The organism is Blautia sp. DFI.3.45, assembly GCF_020593505.1.
GTDB lineage: Bacteria > Bacillota > Clostridia > Lachnospirales > Lachnospiraceae > Blautia_A > Blautia_A wexlerae.
This window is the reverse complement of the sequence record NZ_JAJDMI010000002.1, coordinates 67,857-87,516: the sequence shown is the minus strand read 5'-3', so window position 1 is coordinate 87,516 and position 19,660 is coordinate 67,857. Positions and strand designations below refer to the sequence as shown.

Genomic DNA, 19,660 nt, shown 5'->3' with positions numbered 1-19,660 from the left:
TTACAGAATTTCATAAATACAGAATGAAAGGATGTGCATAACAATGAACAAAAGAAAATATAGACTTTTTGTCATCTGTTGTCTTGTACTGGATCTGTTGGTGATGCTGATATCAGGTTACAGATATCTGGACAGAAAGATACCTGACGAAATTCAGATTTCCAGAGGCAAAAAAACAGAAGATGTCACAGAAGTTTTGTCAACACCGTTTGTTACATTTGAAAAAGCAGTTACTGTTTCGCAGGATGGAGGCTATATTCTGCCCTGTAAACTTTTGGGTTATATTCCATTTAAAGAAATAAAAGTAACACCTGCAGATGATCAGGAAATTTATGTCAGCGGAAGCACCATAGGAATTTATATGCAAACAGAAGGTGTTCTGGTGATCGACACCGGTGAAATTCAGAATCGGAATGGTGAGACAGAGGAGCCTGCGAGAAATATTATCAGACAGGGAGATTACATTATCTCATTTAACGGAGAAAAAATCTCTACAAAAAGAGAACTGATAGATGACATCTCAGAACTTGATGGCGGCGAAGTTACACTGGGGATAAGCCGCAAAGGAGAGAGTATTCCTGTATCTGTAACTCCTGTAAAAGACAAAAAAGGAGACTATAAACTTGGAATCTGGGTAAGAGATGATACTCAGGGGATAGGAACACTTACCTACGTAGATCAGAATGGTAATTATGGTGCCCTTGGCCATGGAATCAGTGATATAGACACTGCCCAGCTTCTGAATATCCGAAACGGAGCTTTGTATAAAGCCCGGATTCTTGCGATTAACAAAGGAAGTAAAGGCAATCCCGGCGAACTTGCAGGATACATCTGCTATGATGACAGAAATATTCTTGGAACTATCGAAGCAAACAGCAGAAACGGAATTTATGGTCAGTTCACAGGGATTGCAGATGATGCGATCACTTTAAAGAAAATGCCGGCTGCGTATAAGCAGGAAGTGAAGATTGGAACAGCCACAATTCTCTGCAGTACAGATGGCGAGGTAAAAGAATATGGTGCAGAGATCAGAAAAATAGATTTGAATCATGAAGATACCAACAAAAGTTTTGTGATAAAGGTGACAGATAAAGAACTTCTGGAAGCTACAGGAGGGATTGTACAGGGGCTCAGCGGAAGCCCGGTTATCCAGAATGGAAAAATCATTGGTGCGGTAACTCATGTATTTGTTCAGGATGCTTCCAGCGGATATGGAATCTTTATTGAAAATATGCTGAAAAATACAGAAAGACTCTTTTAATGGATGATCAGGATTATGAAACAAAAATCTGATTATTGTCGAAATATATCAGATGCCTGTGAAAAATGAAAATAAAGAAAAAAGAATCACCAAAGATGTCGACATAAAATAGGACAAATTTCCCTCTGTGTCTTGATTTTTCCGTAAGCATTCCTCTATAATATGTGATGAACCGAAAAAGAAAAGAGATTTATTGAAAAATGGGGGAGGAGTGAAATTTATGGAAAAATTAAATGTGGCAATTGCAGATGATAATGAGAAAATGGTGGAAGTACTTGGTCAGATAATAGAAGAAGACAAAGATCTGGAACTTGTGGGAAAAGCGCATAACGGAGAAGAAATCTGTAATATTATACGTGAAAAGGAACCGGACGTTGTGGTTCTGGATATTATTATGCCGAAAATGGACGGACTGGCAGTAATGGAGAAATTTGCCAATGACAAAAGTCTCAAAAAGATCCCATCATTTATCGTAGTTTCGGCAGTCGGTCAGGAACGTATTACAGAAAATGCATTTAACTTAGGGGCAGATTATTATATCCTGAAGCCTTTCGATAATCAGATGCTGCTTAATCGTATCAAACATGTGCGCAGAGCCAGCGAGAGAAGAATACGTCAGATCGGGCGGCAGCCTGAAAGGACAGAAGACAATCCGGTACCTGTGAGAAATCTGGAAACAGACGTGACAAATATCATTCATGAGATTGGAGTGCCTGCACATATTAAAGGATATCAGTATCTGCGTGACGCCATCATCCTGTCAGTTAATGACATGGAGATGCTCAATTCCATTACCAAGATACTGTATCCTACGATTGCAAAGAAACATCAGACAACAGCCAGCAGAGTGGAACGGGCTATCAGACACGCCATTGAAGTTGCCTGGAGCAGAGGAAAAATGGACACAATAGATGAATTATTCGGTTACACAGTCAGTACAGGAAAAGGAAAACCCACAAATTCAGAATTTATTGCTCTGATTGCAGATAAAATCAGACTGGAATATAAAAATCGCTCTTTCCAATAGTCATAGTTTGGAGTATAATTATTCAATAAAGGCTACCAAGGAGGGTTTTTCGCATGAAAAATATTTTATTTGCAACATCTGAAGCTGTACCATTTATCAAAACAGGAGGTCTGGCAGATGTAGCTGGCTCATTGCCGAAATATTTTGATAAACGATATTTTGATATTCGTGTGATCTTACCGAAATATGCCTGTATGAAACAGGAATGGAAAGATAAAATGAACTATATCACACATTTCTATATGGATCTTGGATATAAGAACTGCTATGTAGGAATCATGCACATGGAGTACGAAGGAATTCAGTTTTATTTTATTGACAATGAATACTATTTCAGCGGACCCAAACCGTATGACGGAGGAACATGGGATCTGGAGAAATTTGCATTCTTCTCCAAAGCTGTACTGTCAGTTCTTCCGGTTATCGGATTCAGACCGGATATTATACACTGTCATGACTGGCAGACCGGACTTGTTCCCGTATATCTGCACGACAGCTTCCAGCAGAATGAATTTTTCTGGAATATCAAGACGATCATGACAATACATAACCTTAAATTCCAGGGTGTATGGGATGTACAGACAATCAAGAATATCACAGGACTGTCCGATTATTATTTTACAGCAGACAAACTGGAAGCATATAAAGATGCCAACTATCTGAAGGGCGGTATTGTGTTTGCAGATGCAGTCACTACTGTAAGCAATACTTATGCAGAGGAAATCAAGACACCGTTCTATGGAGAAAAACTGGACGGTCTGATGTGTGCGCGTGCAAACAGCCTGCGTGGAATTGTAAATGGTATTGATTACAATGAATTCAATCCTGAAACAGATCCATATATCACAAAGACTTATAATGCAACAACTTTCAGAAAAGAGAAAGTTAAGAACAAACTTCAGCTGCAGAGAGATCTTGGATTGCAGGAAGATCCGAAGACGATGATGATAGGTATTGTATCACGACTGACAGATCAGAAAGGGTTTGATCTGATCGCATATGTGATGGATGAGCTTTGCCAGGATGCTATCCAGCTTGTAATTCTTGGAACCGGTGATGAACGTTATGAGAATATGTTCCGTCACTTTGACTGGAAATATCATGGAAAGGTATCTGCTCAGATCTATTATGATGAGAAAATGTCTCACCGTATCTATGCATCAGCAGATGCGTTCCTGATGCCGTCCTTATTTGAGCCATGTGGTTTGAGTCAGCTGATGAGTCTCCGTTACGGAACACTTCCGATCGTCAGAGAAACAGGTGGACTGAAGGATACGGTCGTACCTTATAATGAATATGAGGGAACCGGAAACGGATTTTCTTTCAGAAACTACAATGCGCATGAGATGCTTGCAACAGTGCGCAATGCGGAAAGAATCTATTATGATAAGAAACGTGAATGGAATAAAATGGTTGATCGTGCTATGGCAGCTGATTTCTCATGGGGTAATTCCGCACGTCAGTATGAAGAAATGTACAACTGGCTGATTGGTGATAAATAAAAACAGAGAGAAATATTAAAAACTACGAAAGAGCAGGGAATGTAAAAAAAGCACATTCCCTGCTTTTACTGTTATGTTGTTACTGTTTACACACCATTATCCCGCGAGGTGTTTTGGCATGAATATGCCAAAATCCCGAGAGATACAAGCCAAAATTCCATTGCCGCAGGCAATCTGGAATGAATTTTGGCAACGTTACTGTGAACGGAGTGAACAGTAACCAGTAACATGAAAAGGTTATTCAGGCAGAATAAAAAGCTTGACATTTGACAGGAAGTATAATACTATAGTGAATAGAAAACGAACATAAGTTCTTGAAGGGCTGAAGGAGATTAAAATAAATGATAAATGAAGAAAAGCAGAAAGCACTGGAAGCAGCGCTTGGACAGATTGAGAAACATTACGGGAAAGGATCAGTCATGAAACTCGGGGAATCCGGAGCAAATATGCAGGTGGAGACAGTCCCTACCGGATCTTTAAGTCTTGATATTGCACTTGGAGTAGGCGGTGTTCCCAAGGGACGTATCATCGAGATTTACGGACCGGAATCCAGCGGTAAGACAACCGTTGCACTTCACATGGTTGCGGAAGTGCAGAAACGAGGCGGGATTGCCGGATTTATTGATGCAGAACATGCTCTGGATCCTGTCTATGCAAAGAATATCGGTGTAGATATCGATAACCTGTACATATCACAACCGGACAATGGAGAACAGGCACTTGAGATCACAGAGACGATGGTGCGTTCCGGAGCTGTGGATATTGTGATCGTTGACTCGGTTGCCGCACTTGTACCGAAGGCGGAGATTGATGGAGATATGGGTGACAGCCATGTAGGTCTTCAGGCCAGACTGATGTCACAGGCTCTCCGTAAACTTACAGCAGTGATCAGTAAATCTAATTGTGTAGTTATCTTTATCAATCAGCTGCGTGAGAAGGTTGGAGTTATGTTTGGAAACCCTGAGACAACGACAGGTGGGCGTGCTCTGAAATTTTATTCATCTATCCGCATGGATGTCCGCAGAGTAGAGACATTGAAACAGGGCGGTGAGATGGTGGGAAACCACACCAGAATCAAAGTTGTGAAGAATAAGGTGGCTCCGCCGTTTAAACAGGCAGAATTTGATATTATGTTCGGAACCGGCATTTCCAAAGAGGGAGATATTCTTGATCTGGCAGCGGAATGCGGAATTGTAAATAAGAGCGGTGCATGGTACGCATATAACGGAGATAAGATCGGACAGGGACGTGAAAATGCGAAGATTTTCCTGAAAGAGCATACAGATATCTGTGATGAGATTGAGAAGCAAGTCAGAATCCATTATCATCTTCTTCCGGATGAAGAAGGACAGGCCAAAGAGCCGGTGCCGGCAACAGGTGATGCACCGGATGCTTCTGAGGAGTGATCATGGGGAATTCATCCGGAGATCTGAGAGAATTTCTCAGGAATGCAGAGGCTTTAAAGAGACAGACTGTACAGAAACAACAGAAAAATTTAACGGAAGAACCTGAAGAATACAGAGACGCAAGGCGTAAAGCCATGCGTCTCTTAGAACATATGGATCGGACGGAGAAGGGATTGAGAGAGAAATTGCGCCAGGCGGGATTTACCAGTCAGGCGGTTGATCATGCTCTGACATATGTTGAAGCCTATGGATATATAGATGATGAACGATATGCCAGAACTTATATTGCATACAGAATGGATATAAAGAGCCGGCAGAAGATCATCCGGGAACTTATGGGAAAGGGAATAGACAGGAAAACAGCGATAAATGCATGGGAGGAAGAGGCTGCCTTAAATATGCCTGATGAAAAAGAAATCCTCTATCGAACCATAGAAAAGAAATATCCGCCGGATACTGAGCTGGATGAGAAAAAAATGCGTCGGCTCTATGGTTATCTTGTGAGAAGAGGATTTGGATATTCAGACATTGCAGATACTCTTGAGAATATGAATATCAGACTTGTACATACATATTCGGATGAATCATAGTATACTCCATTGTATGTATATTGCAAAATATATTACTGAGAACAGAACGAACAGTAATTAAATATAGGAAAAATATTCAAACAATTATCCTGAAAAACTTGACATAAGTATGAAAAAAAGATAAACTTGTATTGTTGTATTTGTACAATGAAAACTAAATAAGGAGGTGCTCCTGTGACAACAACAATTATTGTTGCAATTGTCGCTGTGGTAGTCGCGCTACTTATTGCAGTTCCTGTTACTTGCAAAGTCGCTGTGAACAATAAAATCCAGAAGGATGCCGAGATTGTTGGGACAGCAGAAGACAAAGCAAGAAGCATCATAGATGAAGCTCTGAAAACAGCTGAGACTAAAAAAAGAGAAGCTTTATTGGAAGTGAAGGAAGAATCTCTCCGTACAAAAAATGAACTGGAGAAAGAAACCAAGGAACGAAGAAACGAACTGCAGAAATATGAAAATCGTGTATTAGCAAAAGAATCCGCGGTTGACAAGAAAGCAGATGCAGTTGAGAAGCGTGAAGCGGAATGCACAGCGAGAGCAGCTGAGGTGCAGAAGAAAGAAAAACGGGTAGAAGAACTTGAGCAAAAAGGAGTACAGGAACTGGAACGAGTTTCAGGTCTGACCTCCGAACAGGCAAAAGAAGAATTACTCAGATCCGTTGAAGATGATGTAAAAGTGGATGTAGCCAGACTTTACAGGGAATTGGAAAGCAGGGCAAAGGAAGAAGCTGGTAAGAAGGCTAAGGAATATGTTGTCAATGCCATCCAGAAATGTGCAGTTGACCATGTAGCTGAAACTACCATTTCGGTTGTTCAGCTTCCGAGCGATGAGATGAAAGGAAGGATTATTGGTCGTGAAGGCCGTAATATCCGTACTCTTGAGACACTTACAGGTGTGGATCTTATTATTGATGATACACCGGAAGCAGTTGTGTTATCTGCTTTTGATCCGATCCGTCGTGAAGTTGCACGTGTAGCTCTTGAGAAACTGATCGTAGATGGACGTATCCATCCGGCCAGAATCGAAGAGATGGTTGAGAAAGCCCAGAGAGAAGTAGAAGCGCAGATTCGCGAAGATGGTGAGAATGCAGCTATGGACGTTGGAGTTCATGGTATTCATCCTGAATTACTGAAACTTCTTGGACGTATGAAGTTCCGTTCAAGTTATGGACAGAATGCTTTAAGACATTCTATTGAGGTAGCTCAGTTATCCGGAATGCTGGCCGGTGAGGTTGGCGTAGATGTCCGTATGGCTAAGAGAGCAGGTCTTCTTCATGATATTGGTAAATCAATTGACCATGAAGTAGAAGGATCTCATATTCAGATTGGTGTGGATCTCTGTAAGAAGTATAAGGAATCCCAGATTGTTATCAATACGGTCGCATCTCATCATGGTGACTGTGAGCCGGAATCTCTGATCGCATGTATTGTACAGGCTGCAGATGCTATTTCAGCGGCGAGACCTGGTGCAAGAAGAGAAACGCTGGAAACTTATACCAATCGTCTGAAACAACTGGAGGATATTACGAACCAGTTTAAAGGTGTTGATAAATCTTTTGCCATTCAGGCGGGAAGAGAAATACGTGTAATGGTAGTGCCGGAGCATGTTAATGATGCAGATATGGTTCTCCTTGCGCGCGATATTGCGAAACAGATTGAAGCAGAACTTGAATATCCCGGTCAGATTAAAGTCAACGTGATACGTGAAAGCAGAGCGATTGACTATGCGAAATAATATGATTGTTCATTTTATGGACTATCGTGGACAGTTCTTTGCAGATATAAACTGTGCAGATTGTATTTATACAGTCTGTGCAGTTTTTTTATGTTATGTTATAGGAAATTACTCCGTAATGTTCCTATAACATAAAAAAGCCCTCCGGACACGATTCTTTCTTGTAAAGACAGGAATACTTCCTGGAATTTCTCAGTAAACTGGTACAGGGTGATAGAATGAAGAAAAACAGAACGGGAACCAAAAAATTTCCTGCGCTTATTTTATTTCTTCTTGGATTTCTGGCCGGAAATCTGATACCGAATATAATCTGGAAGGCAAAATGGCAACAGAAAACATGGGCATCGGTATATTTTCTGAGTACATTTGCAGGAAAAAATACAGGCAATATTGAATATCTGAAAGAAATATTAAAATACAGAGGTGTTTTTTATCTGTTGAATATAATCTGTGGATTTTCGATTTTTGGTGCGCCGCTTGCTGTTATAACGCTTCTGGGATCAGGATTGTATGCAGGTATGATAATGACTGTTTCTATACTGGAATTTGGATTTGCAGGCGGGGTGATCGGAATGGGACTTTTGCTGCCGCAATATTTATTTTACATTCCGGTCTGGCTTTATTCTATGGAACAGGAATGGAAGATATCATCAGAAATATGGAGAAACAGAGGTCTGATTTCCGGAGAAGTCAGTATTTATCTTAAAAAAATGTGTATTGCAGCAGTAGGATATTTTCTGGGAATACTTATCGAATGCTATGTGAACCCTCTGATCATTGACATTATTCTGAAATATATAAAAATTTTTTAATGACATATTTACTATATTTAGTATTGGTTGTCATAAAATCTCCGACATATGGTATTTGATGCTGAAAAAGCTTGAAATACAAGGATTTTACTCGAAAAAAAGGTTTGATTTTATGTAAAATAAACAGTATAATACATATACATTTTATCGGAGAGAGTACGATTTTCTGCTGATAAACTGTGAAGAGGATTAATTTTCGTCTGATTGCAGGAGCTACAGGCAGCGGATATTTTGATTAAAAGGAAACGGGAATATGGACATAGAAATAAGGGAATTTATTACATATCTGCATAATACAAAAAAAACATCGGCAAATACAGAGATCTCATACCAGAGAGATCTGAAAAAAATGGCGGAATTTCTGAAGGAACGGGGAATCAGAAATTATAAAGATGTAAAAGAACTTGAGCTTGAAGGGTATATCAGTTACATGGAACGTGAGAAGTTTGCGTCATCTTCCATTTCCAGAAGCGTTGCTTCTATGAGAGCATTTTTTCAGTATCTGTGGAAGGAAGGCGTGATCGCAGAAGATCCGGCAGATAACCTGAAACCTCCGAAGGTTGAGAAAAGGGCACCTGAGATACTTACCATAGAAGAAGTGGATAAATTACTTCAGCAGCCGAAATTGGATACCCCTAAAGGGATAAGAGATTCAGCAATGCTAGAATTGCTGTATGCAACAGGTATGAGAGTCAGTGAGATGCTTCATCTTCAGATTTTTGATGTCAATCTCCAGTTTGGATATGTGGTCTGTAATGAGAATGGAAAAGAGAGGATTATCCCTATTGGTATTCCATGCAAGAAGGCAATGGAACGGTATCTGCAAACAGCCAGAACTGTTTTTGTGAAAGATGAGAAAGAAACAGCATTATTTACAAATTGTTCAGGGAAAGCGATGAGCCGTCAGGGATTCTGGAAAGTATTAAAGGGATATGCGGATGATGCCGGTATCAAAAGGGATATTGCCCCGCATACATTGAGACATTCTTTTGCTGTGCATATGCTGCAGAATGGTGCGGATATACGAAGTGTTCAGGAAATGCTTGGACATTCCGATATTTCCACTACGCAGGTTTATCTGGGCATGAATATGAATAAAATGCGTGATGTGTATATGAAAACACATCCACGTCATTAAAAACTTATTATTTATGAGGATTGCTATAATGTCAAATGAAAAAGCTTCTATAGTCTGTTTTGAACAGTTTATAGAAGCTTTTTTAACTGAATCAAGTAAGTCCCCTGCTTTAATTGTGAAGAGCAATAAGCAGTGGGTGGCTGAATAGTTTTTTCCTGTAATGTCATAACATGTGCTATTTACAGATAATGTAATTACAGCGATCCATTTGATCAGAGAGTATGGAATGTTGTTTATAAACAATAACGGATCAACACATCTCGGCAATTGTATACAGAAGACGTTCGGATTCTTCCCATCCAAGACATGGATCGGTAATAGATTTTCCGTAAATATGATCACATCCGATCTTCTGATTTCCCGGTTCAATATAACTCTCGATCATAAGCCCTTTTACCAGAGTATGAAGTTCCGGGTCTACCTGGCGGCTGTGGAGAACCTCTTTTGCAATACGAACCTGCTGGTCATATTGTTTATTAGAATTAGAGTGGTTGGTATCAACGATAACAGCCGGATTTTTAAGGTTTTTCTCCTGATATTTCTCCCAGAGAAGACGAAGATCCTCGTAATGATAGTTCGGGATTGCCTCCCCATGTTTATTTACGGCACCGCGGAGAATTGTATGAGCCAGTTCATTACCTGTTGTTTCTACTTCCCAGCTTCTGTAGATAAAACGATGTCCACCCTGAGCTGCTACAACGGAATTGAGCATGACTGCAAGATCGCCGCTGGTTGGATTTTTCATACCTGCAGGAACTTCCATGCCGCTGACGGTAAGACGATGCTGCTGGTCTTCCACAGAACGTGCACCTACTGCCACATAAGAAAGCAGGTCAGAAAGGTAACGGTAATTTTCCGGATAAAGCATCTCATCTGCACAGGTCATACCACTGGTCTGGATTGCATGGATATGCATTTTACGGATTGCTACAAGCCCTGCAAGAAGATTTGGCTGTTTCTCGGGATCCGGCTGGTGAACCATACCTTTATAGCCTTCTCCTGTTGTTCTTGGTTTGTTTGTATAAACACGTGGAACAATCAGAACCTTGTCAGCTATTTTCTCCTGAACATTGCGTAATCTGGTAAGATAGTCCAGAACAGCATCTTCATTATCTGCTGAACAAGGACCGATGATTGCAAGGAATTTATCGGACTTTCCGGTAAAAACATCACGCAGTTCTTTATCTCTTGCATCTTTAACAGCCTGAATTTCAGCATCAATGGGATACTGATTACGGATTTCTTCAGGGGTTGGTAATTTTTTGATAAAATCGAATCCCATAGTAATATCTCCTTTGTGTCTATTTGTCTTGCTTTTTTCGGAATTTATTATAAACCATTCCTATCTGAATGTCGATAGCCAAAATATTTTCGGATGACTTTCTGCGATCATATCAAGCGTTACTGTTCACTTCGTTCTCAGTAACGTAGCCAAAATTCATTCCAGATTACCTGCGGCAATGGAATTTTGGCATATCCATGCCAAAACACCTCGCGGGATAGTGGAGTGTGAATAGTAACTATCAAGTCTCTTAATCAATATGCATTATTTACGGGGATTGCTATAGTTGTTTTGCAGTATTTGTAAACTGTGCAGGATGCTGAGCGCCAGTTCGCTGCAGAGAATCCCGTACAGATATCCCCGGATTCCCAGAACAGGGATTGCAAACAGCACGAAACTGATCCGGATGCAGACGCTGATCACACTGTGCAGCAGGCAGATGCCGGATTTTCCAAGGCCGTTGAGTACGCTGGTGAGAGTGGTGTTCAGGTACAGAAAAGGACAGATATAGGACATGGTATGGATATAGATTCCGGCTGTCTGACTGTGAAACAGAAAATTTCCAAGAAATTCTCCAAGAAACAGAAAAAAAACCAAGCAGGATCCGCCTAGTAGCAGACAGTATCGGAAAATCTTGCCGATCACATATTGGATTCGCTTTTGATACCCCAGAGTCTGCAGCTGGGTAATGGAGGGAATCAGCATGGCCGCAGCCGAGTTTGTAAGCGTAGCGGGGAAAAGAATAAGCGGAAGTGCCATCCCTGTAAAGATTCCGTAAACACTCAGGGAATCTTTGGGAGTAAGTCCTGACATTTGCAGCCTTGCAGGTATAAGAATCACTTCAATACTTCCCAGAAGGGTGAGCAGTATTTTATTCATGGTAAGAGGAACGGAAATATGGAGCAATTTTCTGAGAATAGAAAGCGGTCTTCTGATATTCCGGATATTATAATGTGTTACCTTAAAATGCATACTGACTGCGAAAAGAGAAATAAAAGATGAGGCTATTTCCCCGATAAGATTTCCGCCGACTGCAATTGCCGGAGTGATGTTTCGCCCTTGCGATGCACAGATCAGATAAAGAATATAACATCCGCCTGTGCGGAAAAGCTGTTCCAGAAGCTGGACTCCTGCGGGAAATCCGGCCTGTTTTCTTCCTAAATAATAGCTGCTGATACAGGTATGAAGTGTACTCAACGGAATACTCAGAGAAAGAATCCGTATCAGACCGGAGGTCTGTGACTCTTTCAGAATCTGTACTGCCCAGAAATCTGCATAGCTGTAAAGAAACCAGGAGAATACCAGGGAGAAAACAACAGAAAATACAGTTCCCACGACAAAATAATCTGAGATATGACGACTGGGATTTTTGGAAACTTTTTCTGCGGCAGTGAGGCGGGAGATTGCAGTCTGGATACCGGAAGCGCAGATGGACATGATCAGAATCTGCAGTGGAAGTATAAGCTGAAAGATACCAAGCCCATGTGCACCAATAGTGTGTGACAGGAATATTCTGTAAAAGAACCCCATAAGTCTGCTTAACAAACCGGCAAATGTAAGAAGTAAAGTTCCTTTGATAAAAAGTTTTTTTGACATAATGAAAAATCCAGACCTTTTCATGCGCAGCAGGTGCGAATATCCGCTTGACTAAAAAACAGTAACCTGCCGAAACGCCTTTACAGCAATATATGAACAAAACAGCCTTGACAGAACGGTTTGTTTCTGGTAAAGTAATCATGAAATCCGAGGGAAACACTGGGAATTAAAAAACGAGGTGAGAAAATGAAACTCTCAACAAGAGCCCGTTATGGCTTGAAAGCATTGATAGATCTTGGTTTGCACAGTGCGAATGAAGCGATATCTTTACAGAGTATTGCGGAGAGACAGGATATTTCCACAAGCTACCTCGAACAGCTTATGGCCATGCTTAAGAAGGCCGGTCTTGTAAAGAGCAGCAGAGGGGCTTACGGCGGATACCAGCTTGGCAAGCCGGCAGATGAGATCTCGGTCGGTGAAGTCCTGCGTGTGCTGGAAGGCAGCCTGGAAGCAGCAGCCTGTCCCGGGATTGAGAATGACGGAACCTGCCATGGCAGTGATGTATGTGTGGCAAAGCTCGTCTGGAAGAGAATCAATGACAGTATTACAAGCGCTGTCGATACCCTGATGCTTGGTCAGCTGATCGAGGAAAGCAGAAGAGTACATGAAGAAAAAATGGAAAGTCAGGGCATGGAAGAAAATGTACCGGACATACTTAAATAAAACAGGAGGACAAGAAAATGGGAAAAATGATTTATCTGGACAATGCAGCAACAACTAAAACAGCACCGGAGGTTGTCCAGGCAATGCTGCCATATTTTTCAGAATATTATGGCAACCCGTCCAGTATTTATGATTTTGCAGGCAAGAGCAAAGAGGCGATCACCAAAGGAAGAGAGCAGATCGCAGAAGTTCTTGGAGCAAAGAAAGAAGAAATTTATTTCACAGCAGGTGGTTCCGAGTCTGATAACTGGGCTCTGAAGGCTACCTTTGAGGCATATAAAGCAAAAGGAAACCACATCATCACAACAAAGATCGAGCATCATGCAATTCTCCATACCTGTGAATATCTGGAGAAACGCGGCGCAAAGATCACATATGTAGATGTAGACGAGAACGGTATTGTAAAACTGGATGAACTTGAGAAAGCAATCACACCGGAAACAATCCTGATTTCTGTAATGTTTGCAAACAACGAGATTGGTTCTATCCAGCCGATCAAGGAAATCGGACGTATCGCAAAAGAGCATGGAGTGCTTTTCCACACAGATGCTGTTCAGGCATTCTGTCAGGTTCCGATCAATGTGGATGAATGCAATATTGATATGTTAAGCTCCAGCGGACATAAGATCAATGGACCAAAAGGAATCGGTTTCCTCTACATTCGTAAGGGCGTAAAAATCCGTTCCTTTGTACATGGCGGTGCACAGGAACGTAAACGTCGTGCAGGTACAGAGAATGTGCCGGGAATCGTTGGATACGGTGTAGCAGCAGCACGTGCAAATGCATCCATGAAAGAACGTACTGACAAAGAAATCGCTATCAGAGATCATCTGATCCACAGAATTGAGACAGAGATTCCTTATGTAAAAGTAAACGGTGACCGTATAAAACGTCTTCCGAATAACGTAAATGTCAGCTTCCAGTTTGTTGAGGGCGAATCTCTCCTGCTGATGCTGGATAATTATGGAATCTGTGCATCCAGCGGATCTGCCTGTACATCAGGTTCTCTTGATCCGTCCCATGTACTTCTTGCAATCGGACTTCCGCACGAGATTGCACATGGTTCTCTGCGTATGACACTCAGCGAAGAGACAACAATGGAAGATGTAGATTTCGTAGTGGACAGATTGAAAGAAATTGTAGCGCACTTAAGAAGCATGTCTCCATTATATGAAGATTTCATGAAAAAACAGAATAAATAACAAAACAGAAGATAATTGTTTGTATTTTTGCAGTTACAACAGAAATAATATTAAAAGAAAGTCAGGATAACAGGAGGAAACACAAATGGCTTACAGTGAAAAAGTAATGGATCATTTTCAGCATCCGCGTAATGTAGGAGAAATAGAGAACGCAAGTGGCGTAGGTACAGTGGGAAATGCAAAATGCGGTGATATCATGAGGATTTTTCTTGATATCGATGATGAAACACATATCATCAAAGACTGCAAATTCAAAACATTCGGATGTGGTGCGGCAGTTGCAACCAGCAGCATGGCAACAGAGATGGTAATGGGAAAAACCATCGAAGAAGCTATGGAAGTTACAAATAAGGCAGTTATGGAAGCCCTGGACGGACTTCCGCCTGTAAAAGTACACTGCTCCCTGCTTGCAGAGGAAGCAATCCATGCGGCTCTGTGGGATTATGCACAGAAGCATCATATTGAGATTAAAGGTCTTAAGAAACCAAAGTCTGATATTCACGAAGGTGAAGAAGCAGAGGAAGAAGAATATTGATTATAGCAAAAAATCTGAATCTGTTTGTAATCTGAAATCGTTATTTATAAAGAAGGGGCGGGTGATACTCATCATCTGCCCTGTGCTTTATATTATGGCATTATATGATACCAGGGACAAAAGATATTTTGTGAAGCAGTTCCCGCAATTTTTATTATATGATGCTGCTATAAATATTTTCTGCAGGAGGTAGAAATGACAGGACTTACAAATGAACAGGTGCAGGAGAGGATTGCAGAAGGAAAAGTTAATGTCAACGAGAACCCGAATACCAGAACCTACAAGCAGATCATTTTGGAAAACACGCTTACATTTTTTAACTTTTTAAATATTGCATTGCTTGTTCTGGTGCTTTTTGTGAGATCTTATAAGAACTCCATGTTTATGGGAATCATTCTGATCAATACAGTGATAGGTATTATTCAGGAGATCAGAGCAAAGAAGACGATTGACAAACTTGCAATTCTTACAGAGAGTAAAACAGTAGTTTTGCGTGAGGGGAAGAAATGGAGTATTTCCACAGAGAAACTGGTTCTGGATGATCTGATCTTTCTGAAAACAGGAGATCAGGTTCCGGCTGACGTAAAGGTACTGGAGGGAACTGTAGAAGTAAACGAGTCTCTACTCACCGGTGAGTCGGACAATCTGTCCAAAAGCCAGGGAGACGAACTTTTTTCAGGAAGCTTTGTGACATCAGGGGAAGCTTGCTGTCAGGTAATCCATGTTGGAAAAGATAATTATGCATCGCAGATCACAAGTGAAGCAAAGGAATTTAAACGTCATAATTCGGAACTTCGCAATTCTCTGAATGCGATTCTGAAGGTGATCAGTATCATTATCGTGCCTCTTGGTGCCATGTTGTTTTACAAGCAATATATGATCGTAGGAGATACACTGAAGGATTCTGTGGTAAATATGGTTGCCGCAGTACTTGGAATGATCCCGGAAGGCCTGGTACTTCTGACAAGTGTGGCACTGACATTGGGTTCTATGGTTCTTGCTACAAAGAAGACACTTGTGCAGGAGCTTTACTGTATTGAAACGCTGGCGAGAGTTGACACGCTCTGTCTGGATAAGACCGGTACGATCACAGAAGGGACCATGAAGGTTGAAGATGTGCAGTTGTATGATACAGCACAGACAACTGTTGTACAACATACAGCAAAATTTGATCCGGAAACAGGGGAGCCTGTTCAGAATGTGTCAGCATTAAAACCGGAGGTTACGGTATCAGCAGAGAAGGAAAACGGACAGATACAGGAAACAGTAAACTCAGAAACGGTATCTCAGGAAGAAAGACAGAAGCTTCAGGAAATTGACCACATTATGGGAAATATGATGTCAGTTCTTCATGATCAGAATGCAACAGCAGATGCGCTGAGAAAGCGCTTTCCTTCAAGAAATGACCTGAAACTGATCCATGCCATTCCTTTCTCCTCAGACAGGAAATACAGTGGTGCTGTTTTTGAAGGAAGAGGAACTTATCTGATGGGAGCTGCACAGTTCCTTTTTCCGGAAGGAAATGAAGAACTTCTGGAACATTGCAGCAGTTACGCACAGGAGGGATACCGTATCCTTGTTCTGGCTCACAGTGAACAGGAGACAAAAGGAACGGAACGCCCGACAGGACTTGAACCGTTGGGACTGTTTCTCATCACTGACGTGATACGTGAGGAAGCACCGGATACTCTGGCTTTTTTTGACAGCCAGGGAGTTGACCTTAAAGTTATCTCAGGAGATGATCCTGTGACTGTCTCTGCGATTGCAAAGAAAGCAGGACTGAAAAATGCCAATCATTATATCGATGCAACAACAATTAAAACTTCGGAAGAAATGCAGCGTGCAGTTGCAGAGTGCAGTGTATTCGGGCGTGTAACACCACAGCAGAAGAAACAGATGGTACAGGCTCTTCAGTCGCAGAAGCATACAGTTGCGATGACCGGTGACGGTGTAAATGACGTACTTGCACTCAAGGAAGCAGACTGCAGTATTGCCATGGCAGCAGGAAGCGATGCAGCTAAAAATATTGCAAATGTCGTTCTTCTTGATTCTAATTTCGGGGCAATGCCTCATATTGTAAATCAGGGCCGTCGTGTTGTAAACAATATCAGAAGTGCGGCATCCATGTTTCTGATCAAAACAATTTTTTCTGTTTTACTGTCATTGATCACAATTTTCTTTGGAGATGCATATCCCTTTGAACCAATCCAGATGTCGCTGATCAGTGCCTGCGCAGTGGGAATTCCTACATTTCTTCTGACACAGGAAAATAATTACAATAAGATTGACCATACATTCCTGAGGCACGTATTTATGAATGCATTTCCTGCGGCAGTAACCATTACAGGATGTGTATTTACGATCATGCTGGTCTGTCAGGATGTATACCATTCTAACGTCATGCTTAATACAGCCTGTGTTCTGGTTACGGGGTGGAACTATATGTCTGCACTGCGTACAGTTTATTCGCCGCTGAACACATACAGAAAAGTGATCATTTATGGAATGCAGTTTGCATTTTTTATAAGTGCGGTTGTATTGCAGGATTTGCTGACACTGGGTTCTCTGGAATTTGGAATGATCATTCTGGTATTTGTACTGATGACATTCTCTCCAATCCTGATCGAAACTATTACAGAATGGATCAGGAGGATTTATGAGAAGTCACTGGACAGAGAAGATGAAAATAAAGGATTTTTTGCAAGATTTTTGGAAAGAGTCCAGAAGTAAAAAACGAGGACAATCTGTAAAATATGCAGATTGTCCTCGTTTGCATTATGCGGTCTGCGTTATGCAGATTAATGGTTTATTTCTTTCTGCACAGCCAGAAGCATCCAAATGCAGGGATCATAACACCTTTAGCTTCCATCTCATGTCCTGAGATAAGATCAGTGTATATGCCGTCATCTTCGTTGATCCATGCAACCTTATCCTGATCGCTGAAGTTATAGATTCCGATGAATTTCTCCTCTGCATTTTCGCGTACGATTGCAAGGATAGAAGAATCCCAGGTATCGATTGTACGAAGATCAGCTGTTGTATCAAAAACGCTGTGTGAACTTCTAATATGTTCCAGATGATCCAGTGCGTGGAAAAGTTTTCCCTGTACTGTATCTGCGATATTTCTGTTTGGAGCAAGTGACCAGTTGAATTCTCCTCTGTGAAGATAGCGGGAATCAACTGCCTTGTCAGGATCATCTTTATAAGAATAGTCGTTTACCTGACCAATCTCATCTCCGCTGTAGATTACAGGGATACCTGACTGGGAAAGCATAAATGCATGAAGTGTGATGTCATAGCGCACACTTCTGTCAACACCAGCTACATTTCCTTCAAAACCATATTTCTCAATGCCACACAGAGATGCGGTAGTACCGCAAAGTCTTGCATCACCCAGACGCGGGTCATCATTGTAAAGTTCACCGCGGCCAAATGTATCCGGATATTTGCCTGTAAAGAAATCATTCAGGAATTTCTTATGAGAAACCTCATCGATTGAGAAATTCTTCAGGAAATCATAATCCAGTCCCCAGCCAATATCATCGTGGCAACGCAGATAATTCTGGAAGATGTACTCTTTTGGAAGAGATCCCAGAATATCCAGCTGTCTGCGGAGCAGAGATACATCTTTGGTTGCAACTGTGTGCCAGGTGCTTGCCATAGTAGTAACGTTATACAGGATATGGCATTCCGGCTTTTCAAGTGTACCGAAATATGGAACAACTTTTTCAGGAGCCATGACAACCTCTCCGAGAAGAAGGACTCCCGGGCACACGATCTCGCAGATCATACGCATCATACGTACGATTGTGTGAACCTGTGGCAGGTTGCGGCAGTTTGTTCCAAGCTGCTTCCAGATATAAGGAACTGCATCGAGACGTACGATGTCAACACCCTGGTTTGCCAGATATAACATATTGTAGACCATTTCGTTAAACACAACAGGATTTCTGTAGTTTAAATCCCACTGGTATGGATAGAAAGTAGTCATGACATGCTTGTGAAGGTCATCCAGCCATGTAAAGTTGCCCGGTGCGGTAGTTGGGAATACCTGTGGACAGGTCTTCTCATAGAGTGCAGGAACATCGTAGGTATCAAAGAAGAAATAACGGTCCTGGTATTCTTTTTCACCTGCGCGAGCCCGTTTGGCCCACTCATGCTCTTCGGAAGTATGGTTCATAACGAAATCAAGGCAGATGTTGATGCCGCGTTCATGGCATTTGGAGGTAAGCTCTGAAAAGTCCTCCATAGTACCAAGCTCAGGCTGCACTGTGCGGAAGTCAGCTACTGCGTAACCACCGTCACTTTTTCCTTTCGGAGATGCGAGCAGAGGCATCAGATGAAGATAATTGACATTGCATTCTTCCACATAATCCAGATGTTCCTCCAGACCTTTTAAAGTATGTGCAAAATTGTTTACATACATCATCATGCCTACAAGGTCATTGCGTTTATACCAGTCCGGATCAGCCTCACGCTTTTTATCAGATGCCTTTAATGCTGAATTTCTGCTGTTATAGAAAGCTTCCATATTAGAAGTAAGATCATGCAGATAGGTCATGACATCATCATGATCCTGATATAATTCGCAATATAACCATTTCAGCTCATCATAATGTTTCTGAAAACGTTCATTATATAAAGTAAGATCAACAGGAACGTCCAGTTTAACAGGTTCCACTTTGGAAGTCTCGACCTTAACAGGTTCTACTTTAGAAGTCTCGACCTTAACAGGTTCCACTTTGGAAGTCTCGACCTTAACAGGTTCTACTTTAGAAGTTTCAACTCTGACAGGCTCAGTTTTGGAAGTAGTCACTTGTAAAATTTCTGATTCCTGCTTTCTGACTGTTGATGAAGAACGTTTCTTCTGGAGTCTTTTTTTAGCCATAATATTCCTCCCTGGTTTATGAAA

Annotated in this window: 15 protein-coding genes; 12 read left to right on the top strand and 3 right to left on the bottom strand. The window is 41.4% G+C overall.

What is annotated here, in order from left to right; all coding sequences use genetic code 11:
- The first annotated feature begins 43 nt into the window (after positions 1–43).
- The 8 genes from spoIVB to xerD all read left to right on the top strand — a co-directional run bounded on the left by spoIVB (position 44) and on the right by xerD (position 9,470).
- Positions 44–1,261: a SpoIVB peptidase gene (gene spoIVB, locus LJE09_RS01160; protein ID WP_227310914.1), complete on the top strand. Its 1,218-nt coding sequence runs from the start codon at positions 44–46 to the stop codon at positions 1,259–1,261.
- 220 nt (positions 1,262–1,481) lie between these two features.
- Positions 1,482–2,288 carry a sporulation transcription factor Spo0A gene (gene spo0A, locus LJE09_RS01155; protein ID WP_022381058.1) on the top strand — a complete coding sequence of 269 codons (807 nt, stop codon included), beginning with the start codon at positions 1,482–1,484 and terminating at the stop codon, positions 2,286–2,288.
- Between the two features lie 53 nt (positions 2,289–2,341).
- Positions 2,342–3,790, top strand: a complete 1,449-nt coding sequence (glgA, locus tag LJE09_RS01150; RefSeq protein ID WP_008704084.1) for a glycogen synthase GlgA — start codon at positions 2,342–2,344, stop codon at positions 3,788–3,790.
- Between the two features lie 341 nt (positions 3,791–4,131).
- On the top strand, positions 4,132–5,196 hold the full coding sequence (recA, locus tag LJE09_RS01145) for a recombinase RecA (RefSeq protein ID WP_022381059.1): 1,065 nt from the start codon (positions 4,132–4,134) through the stop codon (positions 5,194–5,196).
- Positions 5,197–5,198: 2 nt separating this feature from the next.
- A complete protein-coding gene (locus LJE09_RS01140) occupies positions 5,199–5,786 on the top strand; it encodes a regulatory protein RecX (protein ID WP_179961384.1) in 588 nt (195 codons plus the stop codon).
- Positions 5,787–5,960: 174 nt separating this feature from the next.
- A complete protein-coding gene (gene rny / locus LJE09_RS01135) occupies positions 5,961–7,520 on the top strand; it encodes a ribonuclease Y (protein WP_008704078.1) in 1,560 nt (519 codons plus the stop codon).
- Positions 7,521–7,738: 218 nt separating this feature from the next.
- Positions 7,739–8,332: a stage II sporulation protein M gene (locus tag LJE09_RS01130; RefSeq protein ID WP_055057377.1), complete on the top strand. Its 594-nt coding sequence runs from the start codon at positions 7,739–7,741 to the stop codon at positions 8,330–8,332.
- A gap of 253 nt (positions 8,333–8,585) precedes the next feature.
- The gene (gene xerD, locus LJE09_RS01125) at positions 8,586–9,470 is read left to right on the top strand and encodes a site-specific tyrosine recombinase XerD (protein ID WP_008704075.1); all 885 of its coding nucleotides are present in this window, start codon (positions 8,586–8,588) and stop codon (positions 9,468–9,470) included.
- Positions 9,471–9,720: 250 nt separating this feature from the next.
- On the opposite strand, the gene LJE09_RS01120 is transcribed toward xerD, so the two are convergent.
- Together LJE09_RS01120 and LJE09_RS01115 are read right to left on the bottom strand one after the other, a co-directional pair.
- Positions 9,721–10,752, bottom strand: a complete 1,032-nt coding sequence (locus LJE09_RS01120; protein WP_055057376.1) for a 3-deoxy-7-phosphoheptulonate synthase — start codon at positions 10,750–10,752, stop codon at positions 9,721–9,723.
- A 264-nt stretch (positions 10,753–11,016) separates the two neighbouring features.
- Positions 11,017–12,348, bottom strand: a complete 1,332-nt coding sequence (locus LJE09_RS01115; RefSeq protein WP_055057375.1) for a polysaccharide biosynthesis protein — start codon at positions 12,346–12,348, stop codon at positions 11,017–11,019.
- Between the two features lie 186 nt (positions 12,349–12,534).
- On the opposite strand from LJE09_RS01115, the gene LJE09_RS01110 reads away from it, so the two are divergent.
- From LJE09_RS01110 to LJE09_RS01095, 4 genes are all read left to right on the top strand, one after another.
- The gene (locus LJE09_RS01110; protein ID WP_022381064.1) at positions 12,535–13,011 is read left to right on the top strand and encodes an RrF2 family transcriptional regulator; all 477 of its coding nucleotides are present in this window, start codon (positions 12,535–12,537) and stop codon (positions 13,009–13,011) included.
- A gap of 17 nt (positions 13,012–13,028) precedes the next feature.
- Entirely contained in the window at positions 13,029–14,213 is a 1,185-nt protein-coding gene (gene nifS, locus LJE09_RS01105; protein ID WP_022381065.1) for a cysteine desulfurase NifS, read from the top strand.
- An 85-nt stretch (positions 14,214–14,298) separates the two neighbouring features.
- The gene (gene nifU / locus LJE09_RS01100) at positions 14,299–14,748 is read left to right on the top strand and encodes a Fe-S cluster assembly scaffold protein NifU (protein WP_008704067.1); all 450 of its coding nucleotides are present in this window, start codon (positions 14,299–14,301) and stop codon (positions 14,746–14,748) included.
- A gap of 195 nt (positions 14,749–14,943) precedes the next feature.
- Positions 14,944–17,478, top strand: coding sequence for a cation-translocating P-type ATPase (locus tag LJE09_RS01095; protein WP_022381066.1), 2,535 nt, complete (start codon positions 14,944–14,946; stop codon positions 17,476–17,478).
- A 76-nt stretch (positions 17,479–17,554) separates the two neighbouring features.
- On the opposite strand, the gene LJE09_RS01090 is transcribed toward LJE09_RS01095, so the two are convergent.
- Positions 17,555–19,636: an amylosucrase gene (locus tag LJE09_RS01090; RefSeq protein WP_179962913.1), complete on the bottom strand. Its 2,082-nt coding sequence runs from the start codon at positions 19,634–19,636 to the stop codon at positions 17,555–17,557.
- Positions 19,637–19,660: the final 24 nt, after the last annotated feature.

What these genes read in the sequence shown, in the direction of transcription:
- glgA (WP_008704084.1), top strand. Translation starts at nt 2,342, where the DNA reads ATGAAAAATATTTTATTTGCAACATCTGAAGCTGTACCATTTATCAAA.
- spoIVB (WP_227310914.1), top strand. Translation starts at nt 44, where the DNA reads ATGAACAAAAGAAAATATAGACTTTTTGTCATCTGTTGTCTTGTACTG.
- nifS (WP_022381065.1), top strand. Translation starts at nt 13,029, where the DNA reads ATGGGAAAAATGATTTATCTGGACAATGCAGCAACAACTAAAACAGCA.
- LJE09_RS01130 (WP_055057377.1), top strand. Translation starts at nt 7,739, where the DNA reads ATGAAGAAAAACAGAACGGGAACCAAAAAATTTCCTGCGCTTATTTTA.
- xerD (WP_008704075.1), top strand. Translation starts at nt 8,586, where the DNA reads ATGGACATAGAAATAAGGGAATTTATTACATATCTGCATAATACAAAA.
- recA (WP_022381059.1), top strand. Translation starts at nt 4,132, where the DNA reads ATGATAAATGAAGAAAAGCAGAAAGCACTGGAAGCAGCGCTTGGACAG.
- LJE09_RS01090 (WP_179962913.1), bottom strand. Translation starts at nt 19,636, where the DNA reads ATGGCTAAAAAAAGACTCCAGAAGAAACGTTCTTCATCAACAGTCAGA.
- nifU (WP_008704067.1), top strand. Translation starts at nt 14,299, where the DNA reads ATGGCTTACAGTGAAAAAGTAATGGATCATTTTCAGCATCCGCGTAAT.
- LJE09_RS01120 (WP_055057376.1), bottom strand. Translation starts at nt 10,752, where the DNA reads ATGGGATTCGATTTTATCAAAAAATTACCAACCCCTGAAGAAATCCGT.
- LJE09_RS01140 (WP_179961384.1), top strand. Translation starts at nt 5,199, where the DNA reads ATGGGGAATTCATCCGGAGATCTGAGAGAATTTCTCAGGAATGCAGAG.
- LJE09_RS01115 (WP_055057375.1), bottom strand. Translation starts at nt 12,348, where the DNA reads ATGTCAAAAAAACTTTTTATCAAAGGAACTTTACTTCTTACATTTGCC.
- spo0A (WP_022381058.1), top strand. Translation starts at nt 1,482, where the DNA reads ATGGAAAAATTAAATGTGGCAATTGCAGATGATAATGAGAAAATGGTG.
- LJE09_RS01110 (WP_022381064.1), top strand. Translation starts at nt 12,535, where the DNA reads ATGAAACTCTCAACAAGAGCCCGTTATGGCTTGAAAGCATTGATAGAT.
- LJE09_RS01095 (WP_022381066.1), top strand. Translation starts at nt 14,944, where the DNA reads ATGACAGGACTTACAAATGAACAGGTGCAGGAGAGGATTGCAGAAGGA.